This is a genomic window from Jiangella ureilytica (genome assembly GCF_004348545.1).
Classification (GTDB): Bacteria; Actinomycetota; Actinomycetes; order Jiangellales; family Jiangellaceae; genus Jiangella; species Jiangella ureilytica.
This window is the reverse complement of record NZ_SMKL01000070.1, coordinates 1-22,803: the sequence shown is the minus strand read 5'-3', so window position 1 is coordinate 22,803 and position 22,803 is coordinate 1. Positions and strand designations below refer to the sequence as shown.

Annotated in this window: 21 protein-coding genes; 14 read left to right on the top strand and 7 right to left on the bottom strand. The window is 73.6% G+C overall.

Translation table 11 applies throughout. The features are described from left to right. The first annotated feature begins 274 nt into the window (after positions 1-274). Together E1212_RS23615 and E1212_RS23610 are read left to right on the top strand one after the other, a co-directional pair. On the top strand, positions 275-616 hold the full coding sequence (locus E1212_RS23615) for an ArsR/SmtB family transcription factor (protein ID WP_131987023.1): 342 nt from the start codon (positions 275-277) through the stop codon (positions 614-616). Next, on the top strand, positions 613-1,101 hold the full coding sequence (locus tag E1212_RS23610) for an SRPBCC domain-containing protein (protein WP_131987021.1): 489 nt from the start codon (positions 613-615) through the stop codon (positions 1,099-1,101). Before E1212_RS23615 ends, E1212_RS23610 begins: the two co-directional genes overlap by 4 nt. On the opposite strand, the gene E1212_RS23605 is transcribed toward E1212_RS23610, so the two are convergent. Both E1212_RS23605 and E1212_RS23600 read right to left on the bottom strand, forming a co-directional pair. Then, positions 1,092-2,339 carry an MFS transporter gene (locus E1212_RS23605; protein ID WP_203417139.1) on the bottom strand — a complete coding sequence of 416 codons (1,248 nt, stop codon included), beginning with the start codon at positions 2,337-2,339 and terminating at the stop codon, positions 1,092-1,094. The genes E1212_RS23610 and E1212_RS23605 overlap by 10 nt on opposite strands. A gap of 51 nt (positions 2,340-2,390) precedes the next feature. Next, positions 2,391-2,858, bottom strand: a complete 468-nt coding sequence (locus E1212_RS23600) for a nitroreductase family deazaflavin-dependent oxidoreductase (protein ID WP_203417138.1) — start codon at positions 2,856-2,858, stop codon at positions 2,391-2,393. 76 nt (positions 2,859-2,934) lie between these two features. On the opposite strand from E1212_RS23600, the gene E1212_RS23595 reads away from it, so the two are divergent. From E1212_RS23595 to E1212_RS23580, 4 genes are all read left to right on the top strand, one after another. Then, positions 2,935-3,819, top strand: a complete 885-nt coding sequence (locus tag E1212_RS23595) for an AAA family ATPase (protein WP_131987017.1) — start codon at positions 2,935-2,937, stop codon at positions 3,817-3,819. 133 nt (positions 3,820-3,952) lie between these two features. Next, on the top strand, positions 3,953-5,110 hold the full coding sequence (locus E1212_RS23590) for a vWA domain-containing protein (protein WP_203417137.1): 1,158 nt from the start codon (positions 3,953-3,955) through the stop codon (positions 5,108-5,110). After that, positions 5,103-6,209, top strand: a complete 1,107-nt coding sequence (locus E1212_RS23585; protein WP_203417143.1) for an XdhC family protein — start codon at positions 5,103-5,105, stop codon at positions 6,207-6,209. Before E1212_RS23590 ends, E1212_RS23585 begins: the two co-directional genes overlap by 8 nt. After that, the gene (locus tag E1212_RS23580; RefSeq protein ID WP_131987013.1) at positions 6,199-6,777 is read left to right on the top strand and encodes a nucleotidyltransferase family protein; all 579 of its coding nucleotides are present in this window, start codon (positions 6,199-6,201) and stop codon (positions 6,775-6,777) included. Before E1212_RS23585 ends, E1212_RS23580 begins: the two co-directional genes overlap by 11 nt. 187 nt (positions 6,778-6,964) lie before the next feature. Here E1212_RS23580 and E1212_RS23575 read toward each other — a convergent pair whose 3' ends face one another. The 3 genes from E1212_RS23575 to E1212_RS23565 are packed head-to-tail and all read right to left on the bottom strand — an operon-like array spanning position 6,965 to position 10,678. Then, positions 6,965-8,380, bottom strand: a complete 1,416-nt coding sequence (locus tag E1212_RS23575) for a YlbE family protein (RefSeq protein ID WP_131987011.1) — start codon at positions 8,378-8,380, stop codon at positions 6,965-6,967. Then, positions 8,373-9,869 carry a hypothetical protein gene (locus tag E1212_RS23570; protein ID WP_203417136.1) on the bottom strand — a complete coding sequence of 499 codons (1,497 nt, stop codon included), beginning with the start codon at positions 9,867-9,869 and terminating at the stop codon, positions 8,373-8,375. The genes E1212_RS23575 and E1212_RS23570 overlap by 8 nt, the downstream gene beginning before the upstream one ends. Next, on the bottom strand, positions 9,866-10,678 hold the full coding sequence (locus E1212_RS23565) for an oxamate carbamoyltransferase subunit AllH family protein (protein ID WP_162605606.1): 813 nt from the start codon (positions 10,676-10,678) through the stop codon (positions 9,866-9,868). The genes E1212_RS23570 and E1212_RS23565 overlap by 4 nt, the downstream gene beginning before the upstream one ends. 134 nt (positions 10,679-10,812) lie before the next feature. On the opposite strand from E1212_RS23565, the gene E1212_RS23560 reads away from it, so the two are divergent. Then, complete coding sequence (locus E1212_RS23560; protein ID WP_131987007.1) at positions 10,813-12,525, top strand: PucR family transcriptional regulator; 1,713 nt, start codon at positions 10,813-10,815, stop codon at positions 12,523-12,525. Here E1212_RS23560 and E1212_RS23555 read toward each other — a convergent pair. Beyond that, a complete protein-coding gene (locus E1212_RS23555; RefSeq protein ID WP_131987005.1) occupies positions 12,452-13,498 on the bottom strand; it encodes an RNA polymerase subunit sigma-70 in 1,047 nt (348 codons plus the stop codon). The two genes, E1212_RS23560 and E1212_RS23555, sit on opposite strands and share 74 nt — an antisense overlap. Positions 13,499-13,591: 93 nt before the next feature. Here E1212_RS23555 and E1212_RS23550 point away from each other — a divergent pair, with 93 nt between their 5' ends. Then, a complete protein-coding gene (locus E1212_RS23550; protein ID WP_131987003.1) occupies positions 13,592-13,984 on the top strand; it encodes a nuclear transport factor 2 family protein in 393 nt (130 codons plus the stop codon). After that, positions 13,962-14,363, top strand: a complete 402-nt coding sequence (locus E1212_RS23545) for a pyridoxamine 5'-phosphate oxidase family protein (RefSeq protein ID WP_131987001.1) — start codon at positions 13,962-13,964, stop codon at positions 14,361-14,363. The genes E1212_RS23550 and E1212_RS23545 overlap by 23 nt, the downstream gene beginning before the upstream one ends. Positions 14,364-14,370: 7 nt before the next feature. Here the strand turns inward: E1212_RS23545 and E1212_RS23540 are convergent, their stop codons facing one another. After that, the gene (locus E1212_RS23540) at positions 14,371-14,907 is read right to left on the bottom strand and encodes a GNAT family N-acetyltransferase (protein ID WP_131986999.1); all 537 of its coding nucleotides are present in this window, start codon (positions 14,905-14,907) and stop codon (positions 14,371-14,373) included. Between the two features lie 602 nt (positions 14,908-15,509). On the opposite strand from E1212_RS23540, the gene pyrR reads away from it, so the two are divergent. From pyrR to carB, 5 genes are read left to right on the top strand one after another with little or no spacing between them, the layout of a single operon-like run. Further along, on the top strand, positions 15,510-16,109 hold the full coding sequence (gene pyrR, locus E1212_RS23535) for a bifunctional pyr operon transcriptional regulator/uracil phosphoribosyltransferase PyrR (protein ID WP_131986997.1): 600 nt from the start codon (positions 15,510-15,512) through the stop codon (positions 16,107-16,109). After that, positions 16,106-17,044: an aspartate carbamoyltransferase catalytic subunit gene (locus E1212_RS23530; RefSeq protein ID WP_131986995.1), complete on the top strand. Its 939-nt coding sequence runs from the start codon at positions 16,106-16,108 to the stop codon at positions 17,042-17,044. Before pyrR ends, E1212_RS23530 begins: the two co-directional genes overlap by 4 nt. Next, positions 17,041-18,363 carry a dihydroorotase gene (locus E1212_RS23525; protein WP_131986993.1) on the top strand — a complete coding sequence of 441 codons (1,323 nt, stop codon included), beginning with the start codon at positions 17,041-17,043 and terminating at the stop codon, positions 18,361-18,363. The genes E1212_RS23530 and E1212_RS23525 overlap by 4 nt, the downstream gene beginning before the upstream one ends. Continuing rightward, positions 18,360-19,505 carry a glutamine-hydrolyzing carbamoyl-phosphate synthase small subunit gene (carA, locus tag E1212_RS23520; protein ID WP_131986991.1) on the top strand — a complete coding sequence of 382 codons (1,146 nt, stop codon included), beginning with the start codon at positions 18,360-18,362 and terminating at the stop codon, positions 19,503-19,505. The genes E1212_RS23525 and carA overlap by 4 nt, the downstream gene beginning before the upstream one ends. Then, the gene (gene carB / locus E1212_RS23515; protein WP_131986989.1) at positions 19,505-22,789 is read left to right on the top strand and encodes a carbamoyl-phosphate synthase large subunit; all 3,285 of its coding nucleotides are present in this window, start codon (positions 19,505-19,507) and stop codon (positions 22,787-22,789) included. The genes carA and carB overlap by 1 nt, the downstream gene beginning before the upstream one ends. The last annotated feature ends 14 nt before the right edge of the window (positions 22,790-22,803 follow it).

Here is a 22,803-nt window from a genome sequence, read left to right as displayed (position 1 = left end):
CCGCTGCGGCTGGCCGGGCCGGCCGGTGGAGGCGTGATCGTGGTGACCGGCGCCGCACAGGCGGTCACTGTGTGCTGCCACCGCTCGTTGAGCCCGCAGCTGCCCAACGTCGGGAGCACCGCACGTTCACGAGACCTCGATGGGTCAGCGCCCCTCCGCCGAACCGGCCCGTGACTGTATGACGTTCGGCGGCGCCGGATGGTTCACACGAATCGGTTGACATGGTGCGGCGAGTCTCGTACTTTCCAGAGTGGTTAATTAACTGGAGGGGAAAATGCCGGTCCGGGGCGATCAGCTCACCGCCACCTTCGCCGCGCTCGCCGACCCGACCCGCCGCGCCATCCTGGCCCGGCTGGCGCACGGCGAGGCCACCGTCGGCCAGCTCGCCGAGCCGTTCGACGTCACCCTGCCGGCCATCTCGAAGCACGTGAAGGTGCTGCAGAAGGCCGGGCTCGTCGAGCAGACGCGGCAGGCGCAGTGGCGCTCGTGCCGGCTGCGCCCGGAGCCGCTGCGCGACGTCGTCACGTGGATGACGCAGTACCGCGAGTTCCTGGGCGAGAGCTTCGACCGGCTGGACCGCTACCTCACGGACCTGCAGAAGGGAGATCGGCCATGACCCGACGCGAGCTGGGCGACGCCGCCACCACCGTCGTCGCCGAGGGATCCGAGTTGCTCATCGAGCGCGTGTTCGCCGCGCCTCGCGAGCTGGTCTGGGCCGCCATGACGTCGCCCGCACACCTGGTGAACTGGATCGGCCCCCATGGCACCACCACCGAGGTCGTGGAGCTCGACCTCCGCCCCGGTGGCCGGTGGAAGTGGATCAACCGGTACGACGGCGGCGAGGTCGCGTTCGCCGGCGAGTACCTCGAGATCGACCCGCCGCAGCGGCTGGTGCGCACGACGGCGCCCGACATGGAGCCGGCGGGCGGGCCTCCAGCCGTCGAGACCATCACGTTCGAGGAGGTCGACGGCGCCACCCGGGTGCGCTGGCTCACCACGTTCCCCTCGCCCGAGGTGCTCGACTTCGCCGTCGGCACCGGCATGGCCACGGGCGTCCTCGAGCAGTTCGAGCGGCTCGACGCGCTGCTGGCTCAAGGCTGACGGGGTCGCGGCGCCCGGCGCAGTGCCCGGGGGAGCGTGACGGCGACCGCGACGGTGGCGAGCGTCCCGCCCGCGCCGGCGATGACGAAGGTCGCCGGCGCCGACGTCGCGTCGAGCAGCAGGCCGCCGGCCACGTACGACACCCCGGCGGCCAGCCCGATGGCGCCGTAGAGGTTGCCGAAGACGCGCCCGAGCATCGCGTCGGGCACCAGTCGCGGCAACAGCGTGTTGGTCGCGACGTCCATCGCCGCGATCCCCAGGCCGCGCACCGTCTGCAGGGTGAACGCGGCCGCGACCGCCCACGCCAGCCCGGTGAGCAGGTTCCCGATGCTGCTGACGGCGAACCCGGCGACCAGCAGCCACAGCATCGACGCCTGTGACGACCAGCGGGCGAGCAGTGCGTACCCGGCGAACAGCCCGATGCCGACGGCGGCCAGCAGCGCCGCCGCGGCGGAGTCGCCCGCGTCGAAGGTGTCCTTCGCCAGCACCACCAGCGCGACGTCGTCGATGCCGTTGAACGCGACGACGGCGCAGAAGCCGAGCCCGATGATCCGCAGCGCCGGCTCCCGCCACAGGTAGGCCAGCCCGGCGCGAGCCCCGCCCAGCAGCGAGCCGCCGCCGTCGTGCCCCGGCTCCCCGTCCGGCGACGACGGCGGCAGCTGCGGCAACCGCACGAGCAGCAGCGCCGACAGCAGGAACGTCGCCGCGTCGACCAGCAGCACGCCCTGGACGCCGACCAGCGGGAACAGCGCGGCGGCGACCAGCGGGCCGACCGCCTCGCCGCCGTTCGTCGCCAGGCCGAGCGCGGAGTTGGCGGCGGCCTGGTCGCCGGGGCGGACCAGAGTCGCCACCGCCGCCCGCGACGCCGGCAGGAACACGTGCCCGGCGATCGCCCGCGCGCCGACCAGCACCAGCAGCAGCGGCAACGGCGGCAGCGAGAGCGCGATCGCGGCCAGCAGCCCGGCCTGCACCAGCTCGCAGACGATCATCACCTTGCGGCGGTCCCAGCGGTCGCTCACCGCGCCGGCCAGCGGGCTGAGCAGCGCCGGCGCGAGGTCGCCGACCAGCAGGAGCAGCGCGACCGCCAGCGCCTGCCCCGCGGTGTCGGCGACGTGCAGCATCAGCGCGACCAGGCTCAGCGAGTCGCCGAGGAACGAGATGGTCCGGGCCGCGAACAGCCCCCGGAACGCGGCGTCGCGGCGCAGCAGCCGGCCGACGCCGTCCCTGGTGCTGATCACGACGACGAGGATGGGCCATCCGATCCCCTGGTGACAACGTGACATGTCCCGTCAGCGCGGGGTGAGGCGGACGAGCGGGTACTGGCGGTCGCTCTTCTTCTGGTACTTCGCGAACCGCGGGTTGGCGGCGACGATGCGCTGCCACGCCTCCTCGCGGTCGGCGCCGTCGAGCCACTGCGGAGTGACGGGCTGCGGTTCGCCGCCTGGGAGCTCGATCGCCGCGCGATCGGGATGCTCCATGAGGTTGCGGAACCAGTTCGGGTGGTCGCTGCCGCCGCCGGAGGCGATGACGAGGCGCGCAGCGCCGTCCTCCTCGGGGAACCAGGCGATCGGCGTCTCGTACGGCTGCCCGCTCCTGCGCCCGGCGGTGTGCAGGATCAAGACGTCCATGCCCATCATCCGGCCGTCGTTCTTGCGCCGGATCTTCGCGGCCGTCCTCGCGTTCATCCGCCGCTGGAACCACAGGGACAGGCGGCCGGGGGTGCCCTTCGTGCGGGTCTGCTTCGTGGTGTCGTCCATGGCCGGAACGCTAGGCGCGCGGCCGCCTGACCTGCTTCTCGATTCCTGACCGATCGGCTCGGCGTAGCGTGGGGTCATGGTCGACACCGAGGGGGCCACGACGCCCGGCGAGCTGGCCCAGCGGCTGGACGCCGCAGGGTATCTGGCCGACGAGGGGGTCGCGACGGCCGCGTTCCTGGCGTTGCGCATGGGCCGGCCGCTGTTCCTCGAGGGCGAGGCCGGGGTCGGCAAGACCGCCCTCGCGCAGGCGCTCGCCGACGTGCTCGAGGCGCCGCTGATCCGGCTGCAGTGCTATGAGGGCGTCGACGCCGCTCAGGCGCTGTACGACTGGGACTTCCCGCGCCAGCTGCTACACCTGCGCGCCGCCGAGGCCGCCGGCGTCACCGACGTCGAGCGGCTCGAGCACGAGCTGTACGACCGCCGGTTCCTGCTGGCCCGCCCGCTGCTGCGGGCGCTCGAGACGACGCCGTCGGTGCTGCTGGTCGACGAGATCGACCGCGCCGACGACGAGTTCGAGGCGTTCCTGCTCGAGGTGCTGTCCGAGTTCACCATCTCGATCCCCGAGCTCGGCACCGTCCGCGCCGAGACGCCGCCGGTCGTCGTCGTGACCAGCAACCGCACCCGCGAGGTGCACGACGCGCTCAAGCGGCGCTGCCTGTACCACTGGCTGGCGCACCCGACGTTCGAGCGCGAGGTCGCGGTCATCCGGCGGCACCTGCCGGGCGTCAGCGAGCGGCTGGCCGACGACGTCGCCCGCGCGGTCCAGCGGCTGCGCGCGGCCGGCCTGCTGAAGCCGCCGGGACTGGCGGAGTCGATCGACTGGGTCACGGCGCTCGCGGCGCTCGGTGCGACGGAGCTGTCGGCCGACCTCGCCACCCGGACCTTCGGCGCCGTGCTCAAGTACCAGGAAGACACCGAGCGCATGACCAGCGAGGTCGCGGAGCTGGTCGGCCGCCCATGAGCGGGCGGGCACCGGCGCCGATCGCCGTCGACGAGCCGTGCAGAGTCACGCACACCGGCGGGAGCGGGGGCCGGAGGCCTCTGCGATCCGCCGGTCCATCGCGACGAGGCGAACGTGAGAGCGGTGATCGTGCGTGACTCGTCACATCGACGTCGAGGTGGTCGGGTTCGCCCGGCGGCTGGCCGCGGCCGGCGTCGACGTCCCGCCGACTCGGGTGCACGCCATGATCGAGGCGCTCGACGTCCTCGGCGCGGCCGGGCTGCGGCCGGTGTACTGGGCCGGCCGGACGACGCTGTGCGGCTCGCCCGAGGACGTCGCGGCCTACGACCGGGTGTTCGCGGCCTACTTCGGCGGCCACCCGGCCAGCCCGCCGAACCGCGTCGCCGTCACGCCGGTGCAGCGGCTCGTCGCGGTCCCGGCCGAGCCCGACGACCCGGGCGGCCGCGACGGCGACCCGCCCGACGCCCCTGAGCAGCGCATCGCCACTGCGAACCGCATCGAGGTGCTCCGTCACCGCGACGTCGCCACGCTCAGCGCCGCCGACCGTGCCGAGGTGCACCGCTACGTCAGCGCACTGCTCCCGGCGGCACCCGACCGCACCACCCGCCGGCTGAAGCCGTCGCCGTCGGGACCCGTCGACGCCCGCCGCACCGTCCGGAGCATGCTGCGCCACGGCGGCGAGCCGGTCGAGCTGCGCAGGCATCGGCACGGACGGCGGCAGCGCAGGCTGGTCTTCCTCATCGACGTCAGTGGATCCATGGCGGCGTACGCCGAGACGTTGCTCCGCTTCGCCCACGCCGCCTGCCGCGTGCGCCCCGGGACCGAGGTGTTCACCGTCGGCACGCGGCTCACTCGCATCACCCGTGAGCTGCGGCGGCGCGAGCCCGCGGCGGCGCTGGCAGCGGCATCGGCGGTCATCGATGACTGGAGCGGCGGCACCCGGCTGGGCGACGAGCTGAAGGAGTTCCTCGACCGCTGGGGTCAGCGCGGCACGGCTCGCGGCGCCGTCGTCGTCATCGGCAGCGACGGCTGGGAACGCGGCGGGACGGAGCAGCTCGCGACGCAGATGGGTCGGCTGTCGCGGCTGGCCAGGCGTATCGTGTGGGTGAATCCGCACCGAGGATATATTGGATACATTCCCAGTACGGGTGGCATGCGGGCGGCGCTTCCGTACGTCGACCGGCTGGTCGCCGGGCACTCGCTGGGAGCCATGCACGAGCTGGCCGGGCTGCTCGACGGACGGCTCGACTCGTCCGGGAAGGGAGGTGACCGTGCAGGAGGTCATGCGTGAGCTGGTGGCCGCCGTCGGCGCGGGCGAGCGGGCCGGCCTGGTCACCGTCGTCAGCACGTTCGAGTCCGCGCCCCGACCGCCCGGCGCCTCGATGGCCGTCACCCAGGCCGGCGAGGCGGTCGGCAGCGTCTCCGGGGGCTGCATCGAGGGTGCGGTGTACGAGCTCGCGCAGGAGGTCATGGCCGGCCGCGCGCCGGTCCTGCAGCGCTACGGCGTCAGCGACGACGACGCGTTCGCGGTCGGGCTGACCTGCGGCGGCGTCATCGACGTGTTCGTCGAGGCGGTCGACCGCCAGACCTTCCCGGCGCTGGTCGACGTCGCGGCCAGTGTCGACGCCGCCGAGCCGGTCGCCGTTGCCACCGTCGTCGCCGGGCCCGGAACCGTCGGCGCGCACCTGATCGTCTGGCCCGACCGGGTCGCGGGGTCGCTGGGTGGCCAGCGACTCGACGACGCCGTCGCCGACGACGCCCGCGGCCTGCTCGAGCAGGGGATGACGGGGATCCGGCGCTACGGCGCTTCGGGGGAGCGGCGGCTCGACGATCTGCAGGTGTTCGTACAGTCGTTCGCGCCGCGGCCGCGCATGCTGGTCTTCGGCGCCATCGACTTCGCCGCGGCCCTGGTGCGGGTCGGCCGGTTCCTCGGCTACCACGTGACGGTGTGCGACGCCAGGCCGGTCTTCGCGACGCCGCGGCGCTTCCCCGACGCCGACGAGGTGGTGGTCAAGTGGCCGCACGATTACCTGGCCTCGACGGCGGTGGACGCGCGGACGGTCATCTGCGTGCTCACCCACGACCCCAAGTTCGACGTGCCGCTGCTGGCCGAGGCCGTCCGCACGCCGGCCGCGTACATCGGGGTCATGGGGTCGCGGCGCACGCACGACGACCGGCTCGCGCGGCTGCGCGCCGAGGGGGTCGCCGAGGAGGACCTCGCCCGGCTGGCGTCGCCGCTGGGCCTCGACATCGGCGCCCGCACACCCGAGGAGACGGCGGTCTCCATCGCCGCCGAGATCATCGCGTCGCGCTGGGGCGGCTCGGGCCGCCGGCTGCGCGACACCAGCGGGCCGATCCACCGTGAACCGCTCGCGTCGGATGTCCTCTGACGTCGCGGGCCTGGTCCTCGCGGCAGGATCGGGCTCTCGCTACGGCTCGCCCAAGGCCCTGGTCGAGTACGAGGGATCGCGGCTGGTCGACCGGGCGGCGCGGCTGGTGTCCGACGGCGGGTGCGACCCGGTGGTCGTGGTGTCCGGCGCGGTGTCGCTGACGGTGCCGGGCGCGATCGTCGTGCACAACCCCGGCTGGGCCAGTGGCATGGGGTCGTCGCTGCGGGCCGGACTGCGGGCGCTGACGGCGTCGGCTGCCGGCGCCGTCGTGGTCGCGCTGGTCGACCAGCCCTGGGTCGGGGTGGAGGCGGTCCGGCGGCTGCGGTCGGCGTGGTCGTCTTCGGACGGCGAGGTGTCCGTCGCGGTGGCGACCTACGACGGCCGCCGTGGCAACCCGGTGCTGCTGTCGCGGCACGTCTGGGACGAGGTCGCGGCCCTGGCCGAGGGCGATGTGGGCGCCCGCCCTTTCATGCGGGCCCACCCCGAACTCGTCACCCCCGTCGACTGCACCGGCACCGGCCTCCCCGCCGACGTCGACACCCCCGCCGATCTCCCCGCCTCGGAATGACGTTCACCACCTGATTCCCTGCTCCACGAGGCCTGCAGCCCTCGTGGAGCACGAGCGATCCTGGTGACGGTCGACCGAACGCGCCGGAAAGCGGTTGCCTCCTCCGGCTGGCACCCGTCACGAGGCGTTCCCGCGCATCACCAGGGCCGCAGGCCTGGTGTGGCAGGGGACCGGGTGGTGAACGTGATCATTCCGAGGCGGGCGGCGGGACGGCGGCGGCCAACGCGGAGAGTGCGGCGGTGAAGCAGTCCATCGGCGGCTGGACCAGGCCGGCGCCGACCTGGCCCGTCCCGGCGACCCGGCCGGCGATCCCGGTGTTGATCTGCGGCAGCACACCGGTCCGCGCCACCAGCGTGACGTCGATGCCCGTCGGGGCACCGCGGAACTCGAGGATCGGGAACGCGTACGCCGGATTCTCGCCGACGGTGATCTCGTACATCAGCCGGCTGGTCGCCAGCGCGTCGGGCACCGAGCCGCCGACGAACCGGACGATGGCGGGGGCGGCGGCCATGGCGAACCCGCCGAGACCGATGGTCTCGGTGATCGCGGAGTCGCCGATGTCGGGGTTCGCGTCGTCGGGCCCGAACGCCCCCAGATACAGCCCCGATGGCGTGTTGGCGGGTGCGGTGAACCAGGCCGAGCCCGTCCCCGACACCTGGATGCCGAAGTCGGTGCCGTTGCGGGCCATGGCCGTGACGACGGAGCAGCCGGCGATTCCGGCCGCGGCCGCCGTCTGGAGCTTCCCGGCCGGCATGACCAGGTTGAGGAAGAAGTGGTCGTTGCCGCCGATGAAGGCGGCGGCCGCGGCGACGTCCGACGACGGCGCTCCGCTGTCGACGAGAGCCGGGAGCAGGTCGCGCAGCAGCATCAGCGTGCCGGCGCGGTTGCGGTTGTGGCCCTCGTCGCCCATCTGGACCATCTGCGCGACGATCGCCTTGACGTCCACGGGCCCGCGCCGCCGCACGGCGGCCTGCAGCAGCGGCCCCAGCGCCGACGCCATCCACCGCAGCCGCTCGATGACCTCCGGGCCGTACGCGCCGTAACGCAGCACCGCGCCGAGGCCCTCGTTGAGCGAGCACCACGCCGTCCGGCCGCCCACAGGATCGGCGAGCTCGAACAGCCACATCGACGGCGACACGACCCCGGCCATGGGACCGACGCCCCCGCGGTCGTGGCACGGCGACCACTCGACCGACGAGCCCGAACCCGCCGCCAGCAGTGCTTCCGCCTCACCCGGCGAGGTAGCCAGGCCCTCGAACAGAGTCGCCCCGATCAGCGCACCGCGCAGCGGCCCGGACGCCCGATCCCACGTGACCGGCGGGCCGGCGTGCAGGAACTGGCCCGGCTCCAGGCCGAGCACCTCGGAAGCCGGCCGGACGTCGACGAGGTCGGCGCCCGCCTCGAGCATGCGCGACAGCGCGAGCGCGTTCGCCTCCGGCCGCCGCGGGTCGGCCAGCACACGGGCCAGGTCGTCCGACGTGCCGGCCACAGGCGGGCGCCAGTCGACCGTCGTCACCGGCACCGCCTGCGCCGCCAGCGCGGCCGCGAACAGGTCGACCCCGGCGCTGACCACGCGCGGCTCGTCGTTCAGCAGGTCAGCCATCGGCGCCGTCCCGGACCAGCGCGACGGCCTCGCGGGCCGCCGCGGCGTTGGACAACTGCACCGAGGCGCCGGCGTCGCGCAGCGCCCGGGCCTGGTCGTCGAGCCGCTGCGGGTCCGTGTCGGTGCCGATCAGCGCGACGACGACGGCGAGGTCGCGGCCGCGCGCCCCGGCGACGTTGCGGGCCCGGACGATGGCCGGGGCCAGCTCGCCGGCCGGGTCGGGGTGCGCGCCGTGCCCGAGCACGACGTCGAGGAGCACGACGCCGCAGGTCGGGTCGCGCGCCTCGGTGAGCAGCCGCTCGATGCGCAGCGAGTTGTCGATCATGGGGTGCGGCCGGCCCTGGGTCAGGGAGTCGTCGCCGAAGTCGATCATCGTGTGTCCCTCGGCCTGCAGGTCCGGCCCGAGCGCCCACGCCGACGCCAGCGGGATGTTCGACCGCACCGGGCCGAACGCCGCGCTGACCAGCAGCATCGCCTCGTCACAGAGGGTCCCGCCGGCGTAGAGGCCGCGCACGAACGGGTACGGGCCGGTGCGCGGCGCCGTCGACGGCCACGACCGCGGCGGCGCCCAGGTGGCGCCGGCGGTGGTGACGACGGTCTCGGCGACGGCAGTGAGGTCGGGCCGGCCGGGGCCGAGCAGCGCGAGGACGACGGGCTTGCCGAGCTTCTCGGCCCGCTCGCGGACGGTGTCGGCGACGTCGGCCGCGGGCGGCTTGCTGACGACGACGATGACCTCGGTCGCGTCGTCGTCGGCCAGCAGGTCGAGCGCGGCCAGCGTCGACGCGCCGCCCACCTCGGCCGTCAGGTCGCGCCCGCCGACCCCGAGGCAGTGGCTGATGCCGACCCCCGCGCCGTCGACCAGGCCGAGCAGCTGCTGGGCGCCGGTGCCGGACGCCGCGACGACGCCGACCGGCCCCGGCCGCACCACGTTGGCGAACCCGAACCCGACGCCGCCGACCACCGCCGTGCCGCAGTCGGGTCCCATGACCAGCAGCCCGCGGTCGGCGGCCTCCTGCTTGAGCCGGATCTCCTGCTCGACGGGGACGTTGTCGGAGAACACGACGACGTGCAGGCCGTGCTGCAGCGCGTCCATCGCGTCGACGAACGCGTACGCGCCGGGCGTCGAGACGAACGCGATGGTGGCGCCGTCGCGCCGGGCGGCCGCGCCGACCGACCGCGGCGGCGCGGCGTCGAACCCGCCGCCGTCGCCGGACCCACCGGGGCCCCGCGCCGCCAGCGCCGACTCGAGCCGGCCCAGTGCCCGGCCGAGCGCGCCGTCGTCGTCGGCGACCACCCCGACGACCAGGTCGTTCGGGCTCGCGGCCGGCGGGTCGAAGCCCATGCCGGCGAGAAGGTCGAGGTTGAGCTGGGTGGCCATGGCGACGAGCGCCGACCCGACCCCGTCCTCGCCCTGTACCGCCTGGCTGACCTGCATCAACGTGACGGAGTCGTGGTAGGTGCCGGTGCGCACCTCGACGTGGCGGATCACCGCGGCCCGCCGGCCAGCGCGGCCAGTGCGACGACGGCGCCCAGCCGGAGCGCGGCGCCGGAGGTGTGGCCGACGGCGAGCAGCCGCTGCTCGGCGGCCTCGACGTCGCCGCGGGCGGCGCCGAGCGCGGCCAGGTACGCGGCGAGCTGCGGGACGGCGAGGCCGTGGGCGGCGTGGGGGAGGAGCCCGGCGGAGACGGCGGTCGTGCGGTCGAACGGGACGGCCGCCCCGACGACGGACGCCAGCCGGGCGGCCCGGCCCAGCGCGGCCGCGACGACCAGCGCGCCGGCCAGCACGTCGTCGCCGGCGGGCGTCAATCCGGGCCCGAGACCGAGCAGGCCGTCGACGGCGTCGGCGAGCTCCTCGTCGTCGCCGCAGAGCAGCCCGAGCCCGAGCCGTCCGGCCGCCGCCACGACGCCGCCGTCGAGCCCGGCTCCGTCGGCGAGCCCCGCGGTCCGGGTCCGCGCGAGCGCGACGTCGCCGATCGCGGCCGGGCGCACCCGCCACCACCGCGCGGCCGTGACGACGACGCCGTCGGCCGCGGAGTCGCCGATGCGCAGCTCGCCGTCGCCGACCACCGCCCGCTGGCCGGCCCGCAGCCCGGACAGCGGCCACGGGGTGACGACGGCGCACGGCAGGCGCACGGCAGCCGGGCCGGTGACGCACAGGAGCACCGGCCCGGTGCCGTGGTCGACCAGGACGGCGGTCAGTGTTCGGGTGGCGGCCACGACCTCCCCGGTGAGCCGTGGACCCCCGACGAGAGCGGCGACGACGGTGCTCGCGGCGCCCGGCAGGACCTGCCGAGACACGTCACCCGGCCACGGCCGGGCGGCCCGGACCCCGGTCGGAACCGTCGGTACCGGCACTCGCGACCTCCGTTTCCGCCCAAGATCACCTGAACTGGGACTGCCACGAACGTAGCCGGGACCGATACCGTCATCGCATGGGCAAACTTGCCAACGATCGGGCCCCGGGTTCGCCGGAGTTGCCAGCCGGCGGCGGCAAATGGCCGACCCGCGCGGTGCCCGGGCTGACCGTGCGCAAGGCGATGGAGATCCCCGCGCTGACCGGCGCGCGGCTGCTGGCGGGCGAGAACGGGCTCGACCGCGTCGTCCAGCGGGCCAACATCATGGAGGTCCCGGACATCCTGCCATGGGTCAAGCCGAACGAGCTGCTGCTCACCACGGGCTATCCGCTGCGCAACACACCACAGGGCCTGCCGGGCCTGGTCGCCGAGCTCGATGCGCGCGGGCTGGCCGCGCTGGGCGTCAAGCTGCACCGCTATCTCGACGCGCTGCCCGACGAGATGATCGACGAGGCCGACCGGCTGGGCCTGCCGCTGCTGCTCCTGCCCGACGCCGTCGGGTTCGACGACATCCTCAACCAGGTGCTCACCGGCGTGCTGAACAAGCAGGCCGCGGCGCTGGAGCGGTCGTGGGAGGTGCACCACGCGCTGCTGTCGGTCGTGCTCGACGGCGGCGGGCTGACCGAGCTGGTCACGAAGACGTCTGCCGTGCTGGGCGTGCCGATCATGGTGACGACGGCGGACGGGCGCATCCTCGCCGAGGGCGGCAACGTCGACGACCTCGCCTCGTGGCGGCACACGCCGTGCTTCGACACGTCCGGCCGGTTCCGCACGGAGTACGAGCCCGGCGGCGTCCACTCGCACGTCGACGTGCCCGGCCGGCACGCCGTCGTGTCGATCGTGGCCGGGCGGGTCGACCACGGGCGCATCGTCGCGTTCGCCCGGCACCGCGCCCTCGACGACGCCGATGTCAACGTGCTGGAGCGGGCCGCCACCGTCGCCGCGCTGGCCGTGAACAAGCAGCTCGCCGTCACCGCCGTCGAGAGCAAGTACCGCGGCGACTTCCTCCGCGACGTCCTGGTCGGGCGGGCCGGCGACCGCGACCGCATCGTGGCGCACTGCGAGTCGCTCGGCTGGGACGTCGGCCGCGACCTCGTCGTCGTGGTGGCCGAGCTCGACCCCGAGAGCGGGCCGGCCGGGCCGCCCGGCCCGCAGCTGCGTCCCGTCCAGGAGAGGTTCACCGTGGCCTGGCAGACGGTGGTGGGACGGCGTGACCCTCGTGCCGCCGTCGTCGGCTTCGCACAAGAGGTGGTCGCGCTGCTGCCGGTCGGCTCGCGGCTGGACCCGGAGTCGGCGGTGCGCGAGGCGGTCCGGCAGGTCGCCGGCGACGGCGGTGGCGGCCGGCGGTCCTTCTCCACCGGCGTCAGCCGCGTCGTCGACGACCCCGCGCGGCTGCCGGTCGGCTACGAGCAGGCCCGCCGCGCCGTCGACGTGGGACGGCAGATGAACGGCCGCGGGTCGCTGGCCCATTTCGACAGCCTCGGCTCGTTCCGTCTGCTCAGCCAGATCGAGGACCGCGAGGAACTGCGCGGCTTCGTCCGCGAGACCCTGCACGGCCTCGCCGCCGAGGACGACCCCGAGATGGAGGACCTGCGCCACACGCTGAAGGTGCTGCTCGACACGAATCTGAACGTCGCCGAGGCGGCCCGCCAGCTGCACTTCCACTACAACACGCTGCGGTACCGCATCAGCAAGCTCGAGCGCATCCTCGGCCCGTTCACCACCGACCCGGAGCTGCGTCTGGATCTTGCTCTTGCGCTGAAGGTGCTGCAGATGCGGGGGATCGGCTGAACGTCCTGGGCAGGCCGAACGCGGGGAACAGGGAGTCGTCCATGAAGCGGGTGATGCGGGCGATCCGGTCGCCGTCGAGGGTGAGGACGACGAGGCCGGCGGGCGCGCCGCCGAGGTAGCAGCCGAACCCGGGCTGGGCGTTGGCCCTGGTCGGAAGCAGCGAGTACCGCCGGCCGGCCCGCCACGCCGCGCTGGCGCGGAGGAAGCCGGCGATGGCCGCCGGGCCGGCGTACTGGTGCGGAGCCGGTGGCATGGCCAGCCAGGCGTCGTCGGTGAGCAGCGCGATGACGGCGTCGACGTCGTCGGCGACGAACGCGGTGGCGAACTGCTTGCCGAGGCGGCGCTCCTCGGCCGAGCCGTGCGCCGGCGGCCGGCTGGCCGCCGGCGCCGTCGCCGGCGCCGTCGCCGTCGCCGTCGAGCGGAGGGTCGAGCGGGCCCGCTGCAACGCCCCCTTGACCGCTGCCGCCGTCGTGTCGAGCACGGCCGCCGCCTCCGTGAGCGGGAAGCCGAGGACGTCGCACACCACGAGGGCGGCGGTCTGCCGCGGCGGCAACGTGGCCAGCGCCTCGACGAAGGCCAGCTCGACCCGCTCGCGGTGCAGGTAGGCGGGCTCCGGCAGCAGGACGTCGGGGTACGGCTGGACCCACGGGACCTCGTTGTGCCGGGTCGGCTCCGGGGCCTCGAACGGCGGCGTGGGCGCCAGGGGCGGGCGCCGGCCGGCGTCGCGGACGGCGTTGAGGCAGCGGCGCGTCGCGATGCGATACAGCCAGCTGCGCACCGACGCCCGGCCCTCGAACTCCGGCAGGCCGCGCCAGGCCGCCAGCAGCGTCTCCTGCACCGCGTCCTCGGCGTCGGCGAGCCGGCCGAGCAGCCGGTAGCAGTGCAGCTGCAGCTCGCGGCGGTACGGGTCGACGAGCTCCGCGAACGCGTCGTGGTCACCGGCCCGGGCGCGGTCGAGGAGCGGGGACGTCACGCCGGAATCGTCGCACAGCGACCGTTCCGATCCGGGGCCCGGCGGTGTCAGTACCGCTGTAGGGATCTCCTCATCTCCGAAGGACCGTTGATCATGAGCAGTGCAGCCCTGGACGTCGCGCTCGCCTACCACCGCGCGTGGGCGGGCGGCGACCTCGACGCCGCTCTTCGCTTCATCGCCGACGACGTCGTCTGCGAGGCGCCGCCCGGCCGGCTCTCGGGGGTCGACGCGTACCGCGCGTTCATGGAGCCGTACGTGTCGCAGCTGCTCGGCGTCACCCTGCTGGCCGCGTTCGGCGACGACGAGACCGCCGTCGTCATGTACGACTCGTCGACGCGGCTGGTGGCGCAGGCGCCCGGGGCCGAACGCGTCACCGTCGCCGGCGGGCGGATCGTGCACAGCTGGTTCGTCTTCGACCGCGCACCCTTCCAGGCGGCGCGGGCCGCTGTGGTTGGATCGGGAGATGCCGAAGCCCCCGCTTCCTGACGACATCAGCGCGTTCCTCGCCCAGCCCAACCCCGCCGTCATGGGCACCATCGGCCCAGGTGGGCCGGTGACCGTCGCCACCTGGTACATCTGGGAGGACGGGCGCATCCTCATCAACCTCGACGAGTCGCGCAAGCGGGTCGAGCACCTGCGCGCCGATCCGCGCATCAGCCTCACGGCGCTCGCCGAGGACTGGTACACGCACGTCAGCGTCCAGGGCCGCGTGGCCGAGCTGTTCGACGACGAGGGCCTGGCCGACATCGACCGGCTGTCGCGCCACTACACCGGCCACGACTACCGCCGGCGCGATCGCCGGCGCATCAGCGCCTGGATCGAGGTCGACCGCTGGCACGGGTGGGGGAAGTTCGCCGGCCGCTGAGCCCGCACTAGCGCAGGCCGACGGCGTCGTGGCGCCAGAAGACCTCCGAGTAGACGAGCGTGCCGGTCATCGTCTCGTCGTAGCCGCTGAGCCGCTTGACCTGGAACGCGGCGTCGGGGATGCGCAGCGACGGCTTGCGGAAGCCGAGCGGCTCGCCGGGCTCGAACCCGAACCTCGGGTAGTAGCCCGGCGAGCCCTCGAGGAAGACGGCGGGTGCCCCTTGGTCGTCGGCCAGCTCGAGGCCGCGGGTGACGAGCGCGGTGCCGACGCCGTTGTTCTGGTGGGTGGGCAGCACCCCGACCGGGCTCAGCACGAGCACGTCGACCAGTCGCCCGGGGGCGTCGAGGATGCTCCGGGTGAAGAGCACGTGCCCGACGATCTCTCTGTCGTCGACGGCGACGAGCGAGACGCCGCTGCCGGGTTCGATGAGGCCGCGCAGGTCCTGGTTGAGGTGCGCGACATGGTCGCCGTCGTCGCCGAACGCCTGCCGGTGCACCTCGTGCACGGCGTCGTGGTCGGCGGGTCGTTCGAGGCGCAGCTCCATGGCGGTCACCGTAGGGGCCGCGGCCGGGCGGCCGCATCGCAATTTCCGCGGCTGGTACTGCTCCCGGGTGAGCGCCGGCGAGCGATGGCGCCGCGCGAACGGCACCAGACGGCGGGCCGGGTAGCGCTGCCGCAGTCCTTCGTGCCGCTCGTCGAGCTGGTCGCCCGCGAGGATCCACCAGGCTCGAGATCGGTCAGTCGCAGCTCGACGACGCGGACGAACGCCGCGGGATGGCTGAACCCCGGCGGGAGGGCGTCCACGGACAGCAGCTCGATCACATCGCGATGACATCACTCCGCCCTGTCACATTCGGGCTCCGGAAACCACCCATAGAAGGTGAGCGGCCATCCGGGCCGCGGGAAGAGGAGCCGACATGACGACCGAGAGCCGAGAGACCCAGCCACCCACCGAGGTGGTCCTCGACGAACTGCGCGACGTGCGCGACCCCGACGAGGACGACGGCGAGGACGGTGAGCCGGCACTGGTGTGACGGGGCGAACAGCGCGCCGTGCCGGGGCGATGGCGGGCGCGCTGATACCCTCGCAATGACCGACGTCCTTTAAGTCCCGTCCTGTGAGGCGGGGAAGGAGGTCTTGCGAAGCATGTCTCGCGACCTGACCGGCGCGCGCGAGGTGCTCGACGGCGACGACGTCGCCCGGGCTCTCACGCGTATCGCCCACGAGGTGGTGGAGCGCAACAAGGGCGCCACCGACCTCGTCCTCCTCGGCATCCCCAAGCGCGGCGTCCCGCTCGCGCATCGGCTGGCCCAGCGCATCTCCGCGGTCGAGGGCATCGAGGTCCCCGTCGGGGCGCTCGACGTCACCATGTACCGCGACGATCTGCGGTTGCGGCCGGCCCGGGCCCTCGAGCACACCGAGATCCCGCCCGGCGGAGTCGACGACCGCATCGTGGTGCTGGTCGACGACGTGCTGTTCTCGGGGCGCACCATCCGGGCGGCGCTGACGGCGCTCGAGGACATCGGGCGGCCGCGCGCCGTCCGCCTGGTCGTCCTCGTCGACCGCGGCCACCGACAACTGCCCATCCGCGCCGACCACGTCGGCAAGAACATCCCGACCAGCCTCGCCGAGAGCGTGAAGGTCCGGCTCACCGAGTCCGACGGTCACGACGGCGTCCTCCTCGACAAGCCCGCCCGCGAGCAGCGCGAACCCGCCGAGACGGCCGCAAGCGAGGTGCAACCGTGATCCGTCACCTGCTCTCCGCCGGCGACCTCTCACTCGACGACGCCACGCTGGTGCTCGACACCGCGGACGAGATGGCCCGGCTCACCGAGGGCCGCGCCGTCAAGAAGCTGCCGACCCTGCGCGGGCGCACGGTGGTCAACCTCTTCTTCGAGGACTCCACCCGCACCCGCACCTCCTTCGAGCTCGCGGCGAAGCGGCTGTCGGCCGACGTCGTGAACTTCTCGGCCAAGGGGTCCAGCCTGTCCAAGGGCGAGAGCCTCAAGGACACCGCGCTGACGCTCGAGGCCATGGGCGCCGACGGCGTCGTCGTGCGGCACTCCGCGAGTGGCGCGCCGTACCGGCTGGCCACGTCGGGCTGGATCAACGCCTGCGTGGTCAACGCCGGCGACGGCACCCACGAGCACCCGACCCAGGCGCTGCTCGACGCGTTCACCATGCGCCGCCACCTGGGCGAGCTGGCCGGCAAGCGCATCGTCATCGTCGGCGACGTGCTGCACAGCCGGGTGGCCCGCAGCAACGTCCTGCTGCTGGCGACGCTCGGCGCGAAAGTCACGCTGGTCGCGCCGCCGACACTGCTGCCCAAGGGCGTCGACCACTGGCCGTGCGGCGTCAGCTACGACCTCGACGACGCCCTGGCCGGCGCCGACGCCGTCATGATGCTGCGCGTCCAGAGCGAGCGCATGAGCGCCGCGTTCTTCCCGTCTGCGCGCGAGTACAGCCGGCGCTACGGCCTCGACTCCCGCCGGCAGTCGCTCATGCCGCCCGAGGCGCTGGTCCTGCACCCCGGCCCCATGAACCGCGGCATGGAGATCACCGCCGAGGTCGCCGACAGCGCCCGCTCGGTCATCGTCGAGCAGGTGACGAACGGCGTCTACGTGCGCATGGCGGTCCTCTATCTGATGCTGGCGGGCACGAACACGACGGAGGAAGCGTGACCCCGATCCTGATCCAGAACGCGCGCGTCCTCGGCGGCGACCCGCAGGACATCCTCATCGACGACGGCGTCATCGCCGGTCTGGGTGCCGGGTTGGGCAAGGACGGCGCGACGACGATCGACGCCGCCGGACTGATCGCGCTGCCCGGCCTGGTCGACCTGCACACCCACCTGCGCGAGCCCGGGCGCGAGGACGCCGAGACCGTCGAGACGGGCACCCTGGCGGCGGCCCGGGGCGGGTTCACCGCCGTCCACGCCATGGCCAACACCGACCCCGTCGCCGACACCGCCGGCGTCGTCGAGCAGGTGTGGCGGCTCGGGCGCGAGGCCGGGCACGCCGACGTCCGCCCGGTCGGCGCCGTCACCGTCGGGTTGAAGGGGGAGCGGCTGGCCGAGCTCGGCGCCATGGCCGAGTCCGCCGCCGGGGTGCGGGTCTTCTCCGACGACGGCCTCTGCGTCCACGACGCCCAGCTGATGCGCCGCGCGCTCGAGTACGTCAAGGCGTTCGACGGCGTCATCGCCCAGCACGCGCAGGAGCCGCGGCTCACCGAAGGCGCCCAGATGAACGAGGGCGAGCTCTCCGGCCGGCTCGGGCTGCGCGGCTGGCCGAGCGTCGCCGAAGAGGCCATCGTCGCCCGCGACGTGCTGCTGGCCGCGCACGTCGGCTCGCGGGTCCACATCTGCCATCTCTCGACGAAGGGCTCGGTCGAGATCGTCCGGCTGGCCAAGGAGCGCGGGCTGCCGGTGACGGCCGAGGTCACGCCGCACCACCTGCTGCTCACCGACGAGCTGGTGGCCGGCTACGACCCGCGCTACAAGGTCAACCCGCCGCTGCGTACCGCCGACGACGTCGCGGCGCTGCGCGAGGCGCTGGCCGACGGCACCATCGACATCGTCGCCACCGATCACGCGCCGCACCCGGTCGAGGCCAAGGACTGCGAGTGGGACGCCGCGGCGTTCGGCATGCTCGGGCTCGAGACCGCGCTGTCGGTCGTGCAGCACACCATGGTCGACACCGGGCTGCTCGACTGGGCCGGGGTCGCCGACCGCCTGTCGTTCGCGCCGGCCCGCATCGGCCGCTGCGACACCGGCGGCGTCCCGCACGGGCGCCCCGTCGCCGTCGGCGAGCCCGCCAACCTCGCGCTCGTCGACCCGAGCACCACGACCACCATCGATCCGTCGACGTCGGCGTCGCTGTCGCGGAACACGCCGTACGAGGGCATGAAGTTGCCGGGCACCGTCGTCGCGACGTTCCTGCGCGGCCGGCCCACGCACCAGGCGCACCAGATCACCGGGGGAACCGCAGGAGGGAACACATGACGACGAGCCAACCCGCGCTGCTCGTGCTCGAGGACGGCCGGGCCTTCCGCGGCCGCTCCTACGGCGCCGCAGGCGAGACGTTCGGCGAGGCCGTCTTCTCCACCGGCATGACCGGCTACCAGGAGACGCTGACCGACCCGTCCTACCACCGCCAGGTGGTGGTGCAGACGGCGCCGCACATCGGCAACACCGGGGTCAACGACGACGACCCCGAGTCCGGCCGCATCTGGGTCGCCGGCTACGTGGTGCGCGACCCCGCCCGCCGGCCGTCCTCGTGGCGCAGCGCGCGCAGCCTCGACGAGGAGCTCGCGGCCCAGGGCGTCGTCGGCATCAGCGGCATCGACACCCGCGCGCTCACCCGCCACCTGCGCGAGCGCGGCGCCATGCGGGTCGGCATCTCCACCGTCGAGATCGACCCCGAGGCGCTGCGGCAGCGGGTGCTCGACAGCCCCGAGATGCTCGGCGCCGACCTCGCCGCCGAGGTCAGCACGCAGGAGCCGTACGTCGTGCGGGCCGACGGCGAGCGCCGGTTCACCGTCGTCGCCCTCGACCTCGGCATCAAGACCATGACGCCGCGGCGCCTGGCCGAGCGCGGCATCGAGGTGCACGTGCTCCCGGCAACGGCGACCATCGACGACGTCGTGAGCCTGCGGCCCGACGGGCTGTTCCTGTCCAACGGCCCGGGCGACCCGGCCACGGGCGACGGCCCCATGCGGGTCGTGCAGGCGGCGCTCGAGCGCGACCTGCCGTTCTTCGGCATCTGCTTCGGCAACCAGGTGTTCGGCCGCGCGCTCGGCTTCGGCACCTACAAGCTCGGCTACGGCCACCGCGGCATCAACCAGCCGGTTCAGGACCGCGGCACCGGCAAGGTCGAGGTGACGGCGCACAACCACGGCTTCGCGGTCGACGCGCCGTTGCACGAGACCGTCCGCACGCCCTATGGATCGGCCGAGGTCAGCCATGTCTGCCTCAACGACGACGTGGTCGAGGGGCTCGCGCTGCGGGGCAGCGACGGCCGGCTCAAGGGCTTCTCGGTCCAGTACCACCCCGAGGCCGCGGCCGGCCCGCACGACGCCGCCTACCTGTTCGACCGGTTCACCGACGTCATGACGGCGAACGCCAGCAGCGAGGAGAACGCCTGATGCCACGGCGCACCGACATCGACAGCGTCCTGGTCATCGGGTCCGGCCCGATCGTCATCGGCCAGGCGTGCGAGTTCGACTACTCCGGCACGCAGGCCTGCCGTGTGCTGCGGGCCGAGGGGCTGCGGGTCATCCTGGTCAACAGCAACCCGGCGACCATCATGACCGACCCCGACATCGCCGACGCCACCTACGTCGAGCCGATCACGCCGGAGTTCGTCGAGAAGGTCATCGCGCTCGAGCGACCCGACGCGCTGCTGGCGACCCTGGGCGGGCAGACGGCACTGAACACCGCGGTCGCGCTGCACGAGCGCGGCGTGCTCGAGCGGTTCGGGGTCGAGCTCATCGGCGCCTCGATCGACGCCATCGAGCGTGGTGAGAACCGCGAGTCGTTCAAGAAGATCGTCGAGGAGATGGGTGGCGAGACCGCCCGCTCCGAGATCTGCCACTCCATGGACGACTGCCTGGCCGCGGTCCAGAACCTGGGCTATCCGGTCGTCGTCCGCCCGTCGTTCACCATGGGCGGCGCGGGCTCGGGCATGGCGTTCGACGAGGACGACCTGCGCCGCATCGCCGGGGCCGGCCTCGACGCGTCGCCGACCACCGAGGTGCTCCTCGAGGAGTCGATCCTCGGCTGGAAGGAGTACGAGCTCGAGGTCATGCGCGACGGCGCCGACAACGTGGTCATCGTCTGCTCCATCGAGAACGTCGACCCCATGGGCGTGCACACGGGCGACTCCGTCACCGTCGCGCCGGCCATGACGCTGACCGACCGCGAGTACCAGGTCATGCGCGACCAGGCCATCGCGATCATCCGGGCCGTCGGCGTCGACACCGGCGGTTGCAACATCCAGTTCGCCGTGAACCCCGACGACGGCCGGCTCATCGTCATCGAGATGAACCCGCGCGTGTCCCGTTCGTCCGCGCTGGCCAGCAAGGCGACCGGGTTCCCGATCGCCAAGATCGCCGCGAAGGTCGCGCTCGGCTACACGCTGGACGAGATCCCCAACGACATCACGGGCGAGACGCCGGCCTCGTTCGAGCCGACGCTCGACTACGTGGTGGTCAAGGCGCCGCGGTTCGCGTTCGAGAAGTTCCCGGCCGCCGACTCCACGCTGACCACGCACATGAAGAGCGTCGGCGAGGCCATGGCCATCGGCCGCAACTTCACCGAGGCGTTGCAGAAGGCGCTGCGGTCGCTCGAGAAGTCCGACGGCGCCCTCGACTTCGCCTCGGACCCCGGCGACGCGACGGCACTGACCCAGAGGGTCGCCCGCCCCTACGACGGCCGCCTGCGCGACGTCGTCGACGCCATCCGGGCCGGCGCCACCGTCGACGAGCTGTATGCCGCCACCCGCATCGACCCGTGGTTCCTCGACCAGCTGCTGCTGCTCACCGAGGTCGCCGACGACGTCCGCAAGGCCCCGGAGCTCACGCCGGACATCCTGCGCGAGGCGAAGCGGCACGGCTTCTCCGACGTCCAGCTGGCGGCCCTGCGCGGCACGTCGGCCGAGGTCGTCCGCGGGGTCCGGCACGCGCTGGGCATCCGGCCGGTCTACAAGACGGTCGACACCTGCGCCGCGGAGTTCGCGGCCAAGACGCCGTACCACTACTCGTCCTACGACGAGGAGACCGAGGTCAGCCCGCGTGAGCGCGAGGCCGTCATCATCCTGGGCAGCGGGCCCAACCGCATCGGCCAGGGCATCGAGTTCGACTACTCCTGCGTGCACGCCGCGATGGCGCTGCACCAGGCCGGCTACGAGACCGTCATGGTCAACTGCAACCCCGAGACGGTGTCGACCGACTACGACACCTCCGACCGGCTGTACTTCGAGCCGCTGACGCTCGAGGACGTGCTCGAGGTCGTGCACGCCGAACGGCAGGCCGGCCCCGTCGCCGGGGTCATCGTGCAGCTGGGCGGGCAGACGCCGCTCGGTCTCGCCGCCGCGCTGGCCGAGGCCGGCGTCCCGATCGTCGGCACGTCGCCGCGGGCCATCGACCTCGCCGAGGACCGCGGCTCGTTCGGCCGGGTGCTGGGCGAGGCCGGGCTGCCGGCGCCGAAGCACGGCACGGCCAGCTCGTTCGAGCAGGCCCGCGACATCGCCCACACCATCGGCTACCCGGTGCTGGTGCGCCCGTCCTACGTGCTCGGCGGGCGCGGCATGGAGATCGTCTACGACGACGACACCCTGGCCGACTACATCGGCCGGGCCACCCAGGCCAGCCCCGAGCACCCGGTCCTGGTCGACCGGTTCCTCGACGACGCCGTCGAGATCGACGTCGACGCGCTGTTCGACGGCGACGAGCTGTACCTCGGCGGGGTCATGGAGCACATCGAGGAGGCCGGCATCCACTCCGGCGACTCCGCGTGCGCGCTGCCGCCCATCACGCTGGGCCGCGACGAGCTGACCCGCATCAAGGCCTCCACCGAGGCCATCGCCCGCGGCGTCGGCGTGCGCGGCCTGCTGAACGTGCAGTACGCGCTGGCCGGCGACGTCCTCTACGTGCTCGAGGCCAACCCGCGCGCCTCGCGGACGGTGCCGTTCGTGTCCAAGGCCACCGGCGTCGCGCTGGCCAAGGCCGCCGCCCGGGTCATGCTCGGCGCGACCATCACGACGCTGCGCGACGAGGGCCTGCTGCCCGCCGCCGGCGACGCCGTCGACCTGCCCGCCGACGCGCCGGTCGCCGTCAAGGAGGCGGTCATGCCGTTCAACCGCTTCCGCACGCCCGACGGCCGCACCGTCGACACCCTGCTCGGCCCCGAGATGCGCTCCACCGGCGAGGTCATGGGCATCGACGAGCAGTTCGGCACCGCGTTCGCCAAGTCGCAGGCCGCCGCGTTCGGCGCGCTGCCCACGTCCGGCACGGTGTTCGTGTCGCTGGCCAACCGCGACAAGCGGCACATGATCTTCCCGGTCAAGCGGCTGGCCGACCTCGGCTTCACCATCCTCGCCACCGCCGGCACCGCCGAGGTGCTGCGCCGCAACGGCGTCGAGGCCGAGGTGGTGCGCAAGCGCTGGGTCGGTCACGAGCCCGATGGCACCCCGACCATCATCGGGCGCATCCTCGCCGGCGACGTCGACCTCATCATCAACACCCCCAGCGGCACCACCACCGGCGGCAGCCCGCGTGCCGACGGCTACGAGATCCGCCGCGCCGCCATCCAGGGCAACATCCCCTGCATCACCACCACGCAGGGCCTGGCCGCGGCGGTGCAGGGCATCGAGTCGCTGCGCTCGGAGTCGGTGGGGGTCCGGTCGCTGCAGTCGTGGGCCGACCGCTGATGCCCCGCCACCCC

Coding starts and splice junctions, on each gene's coding strand:
- pyrR (WP_131986997.1), top strand. CDS start 15,510: ATGTCTCGCGACCTGACCGGCGCGCGCGAGGTGCTCGACGGCGACGAC.
- E1212_RS23595 (WP_131987017.1), top strand. CDS start 2,935: ATGGTCGACACCGAGGGGGCCACGACGCCCGGCGAGCTGGCCCAGCGG.
- E1212_RS23575 (WP_131987011.1), bottom strand. CDS start 8,380: ATGGCTGACCTGCTGAACGACGAGCCGCGCGTGGTCAGCGCCGGGGTC.
- E1212_RS23600 (WP_203417138.1), bottom strand. CDS start 2,858: ATGGACGACACCACGAAGCAGACCCGCACGAAGGGCACCCCCGGCCGC.
- E1212_RS23615 (WP_131987023.1), top strand. CDS start 275: ATGCCGGTCCGGGGCGATCAGCTCACCGCCACCTTCGCCGCGCTCGCC.
- E1212_RS23585 (WP_203417143.1), top strand. CDS start 5,103: ATGCGTGAGCTGGTGGCCGCCGTCGGCGCGGGCGAGCGGGCCGGCCTG.
- E1212_RS23545 (WP_131987001.1), top strand. CDS start 13,962: ATGCCGAAGCCCCCGCTTCCTGACGACATCAGCGCGTTCCTCGCCCAG.
- E1212_RS23550 (WP_131987003.1), top strand. CDS start 13,592: ATGAGCAGTGCAGCCCTGGACGTCGCGCTCGCCTACCACCGCGCGTGG.
- carB (WP_131986989.1), top strand. CDS start 19,505: ATGCCACGGCGCACCGACATCGACAGCGTCCTGGTCATCGGGTCCGGC.
- E1212_RS23610 (WP_131987021.1), top strand. CDS start 613: ATGACCCGACGCGAGCTGGGCGACGCCGCCACCACCGTCGTCGCCGAG.
- carA (WP_131986991.1), top strand. CDS start 18,360: ATGACGACGAGCCAACCCGCGCTGCTCGTGCTCGAGGACGGCCGGGCC.
- E1212_RS23540 (WP_131986999.1), bottom strand. CDS start 14,907: ATGGAGCTGCGCCTCGAACGACCCGCCGACCACGACGCCGTGCACGAG.
- E1212_RS23580 (WP_131987013.1), top strand. CDS start 6,199: ATGTCCTCTGACGTCGCGGGCCTGGTCCTCGCGGCAGGATCGGGCTCT.
- E1212_RS23560 (WP_131987007.1), top strand. CDS start 10,813: ATGGGCAAACTTGCCAACGATCGGGCCCCGGGTTCGCCGGAGTTGCCA.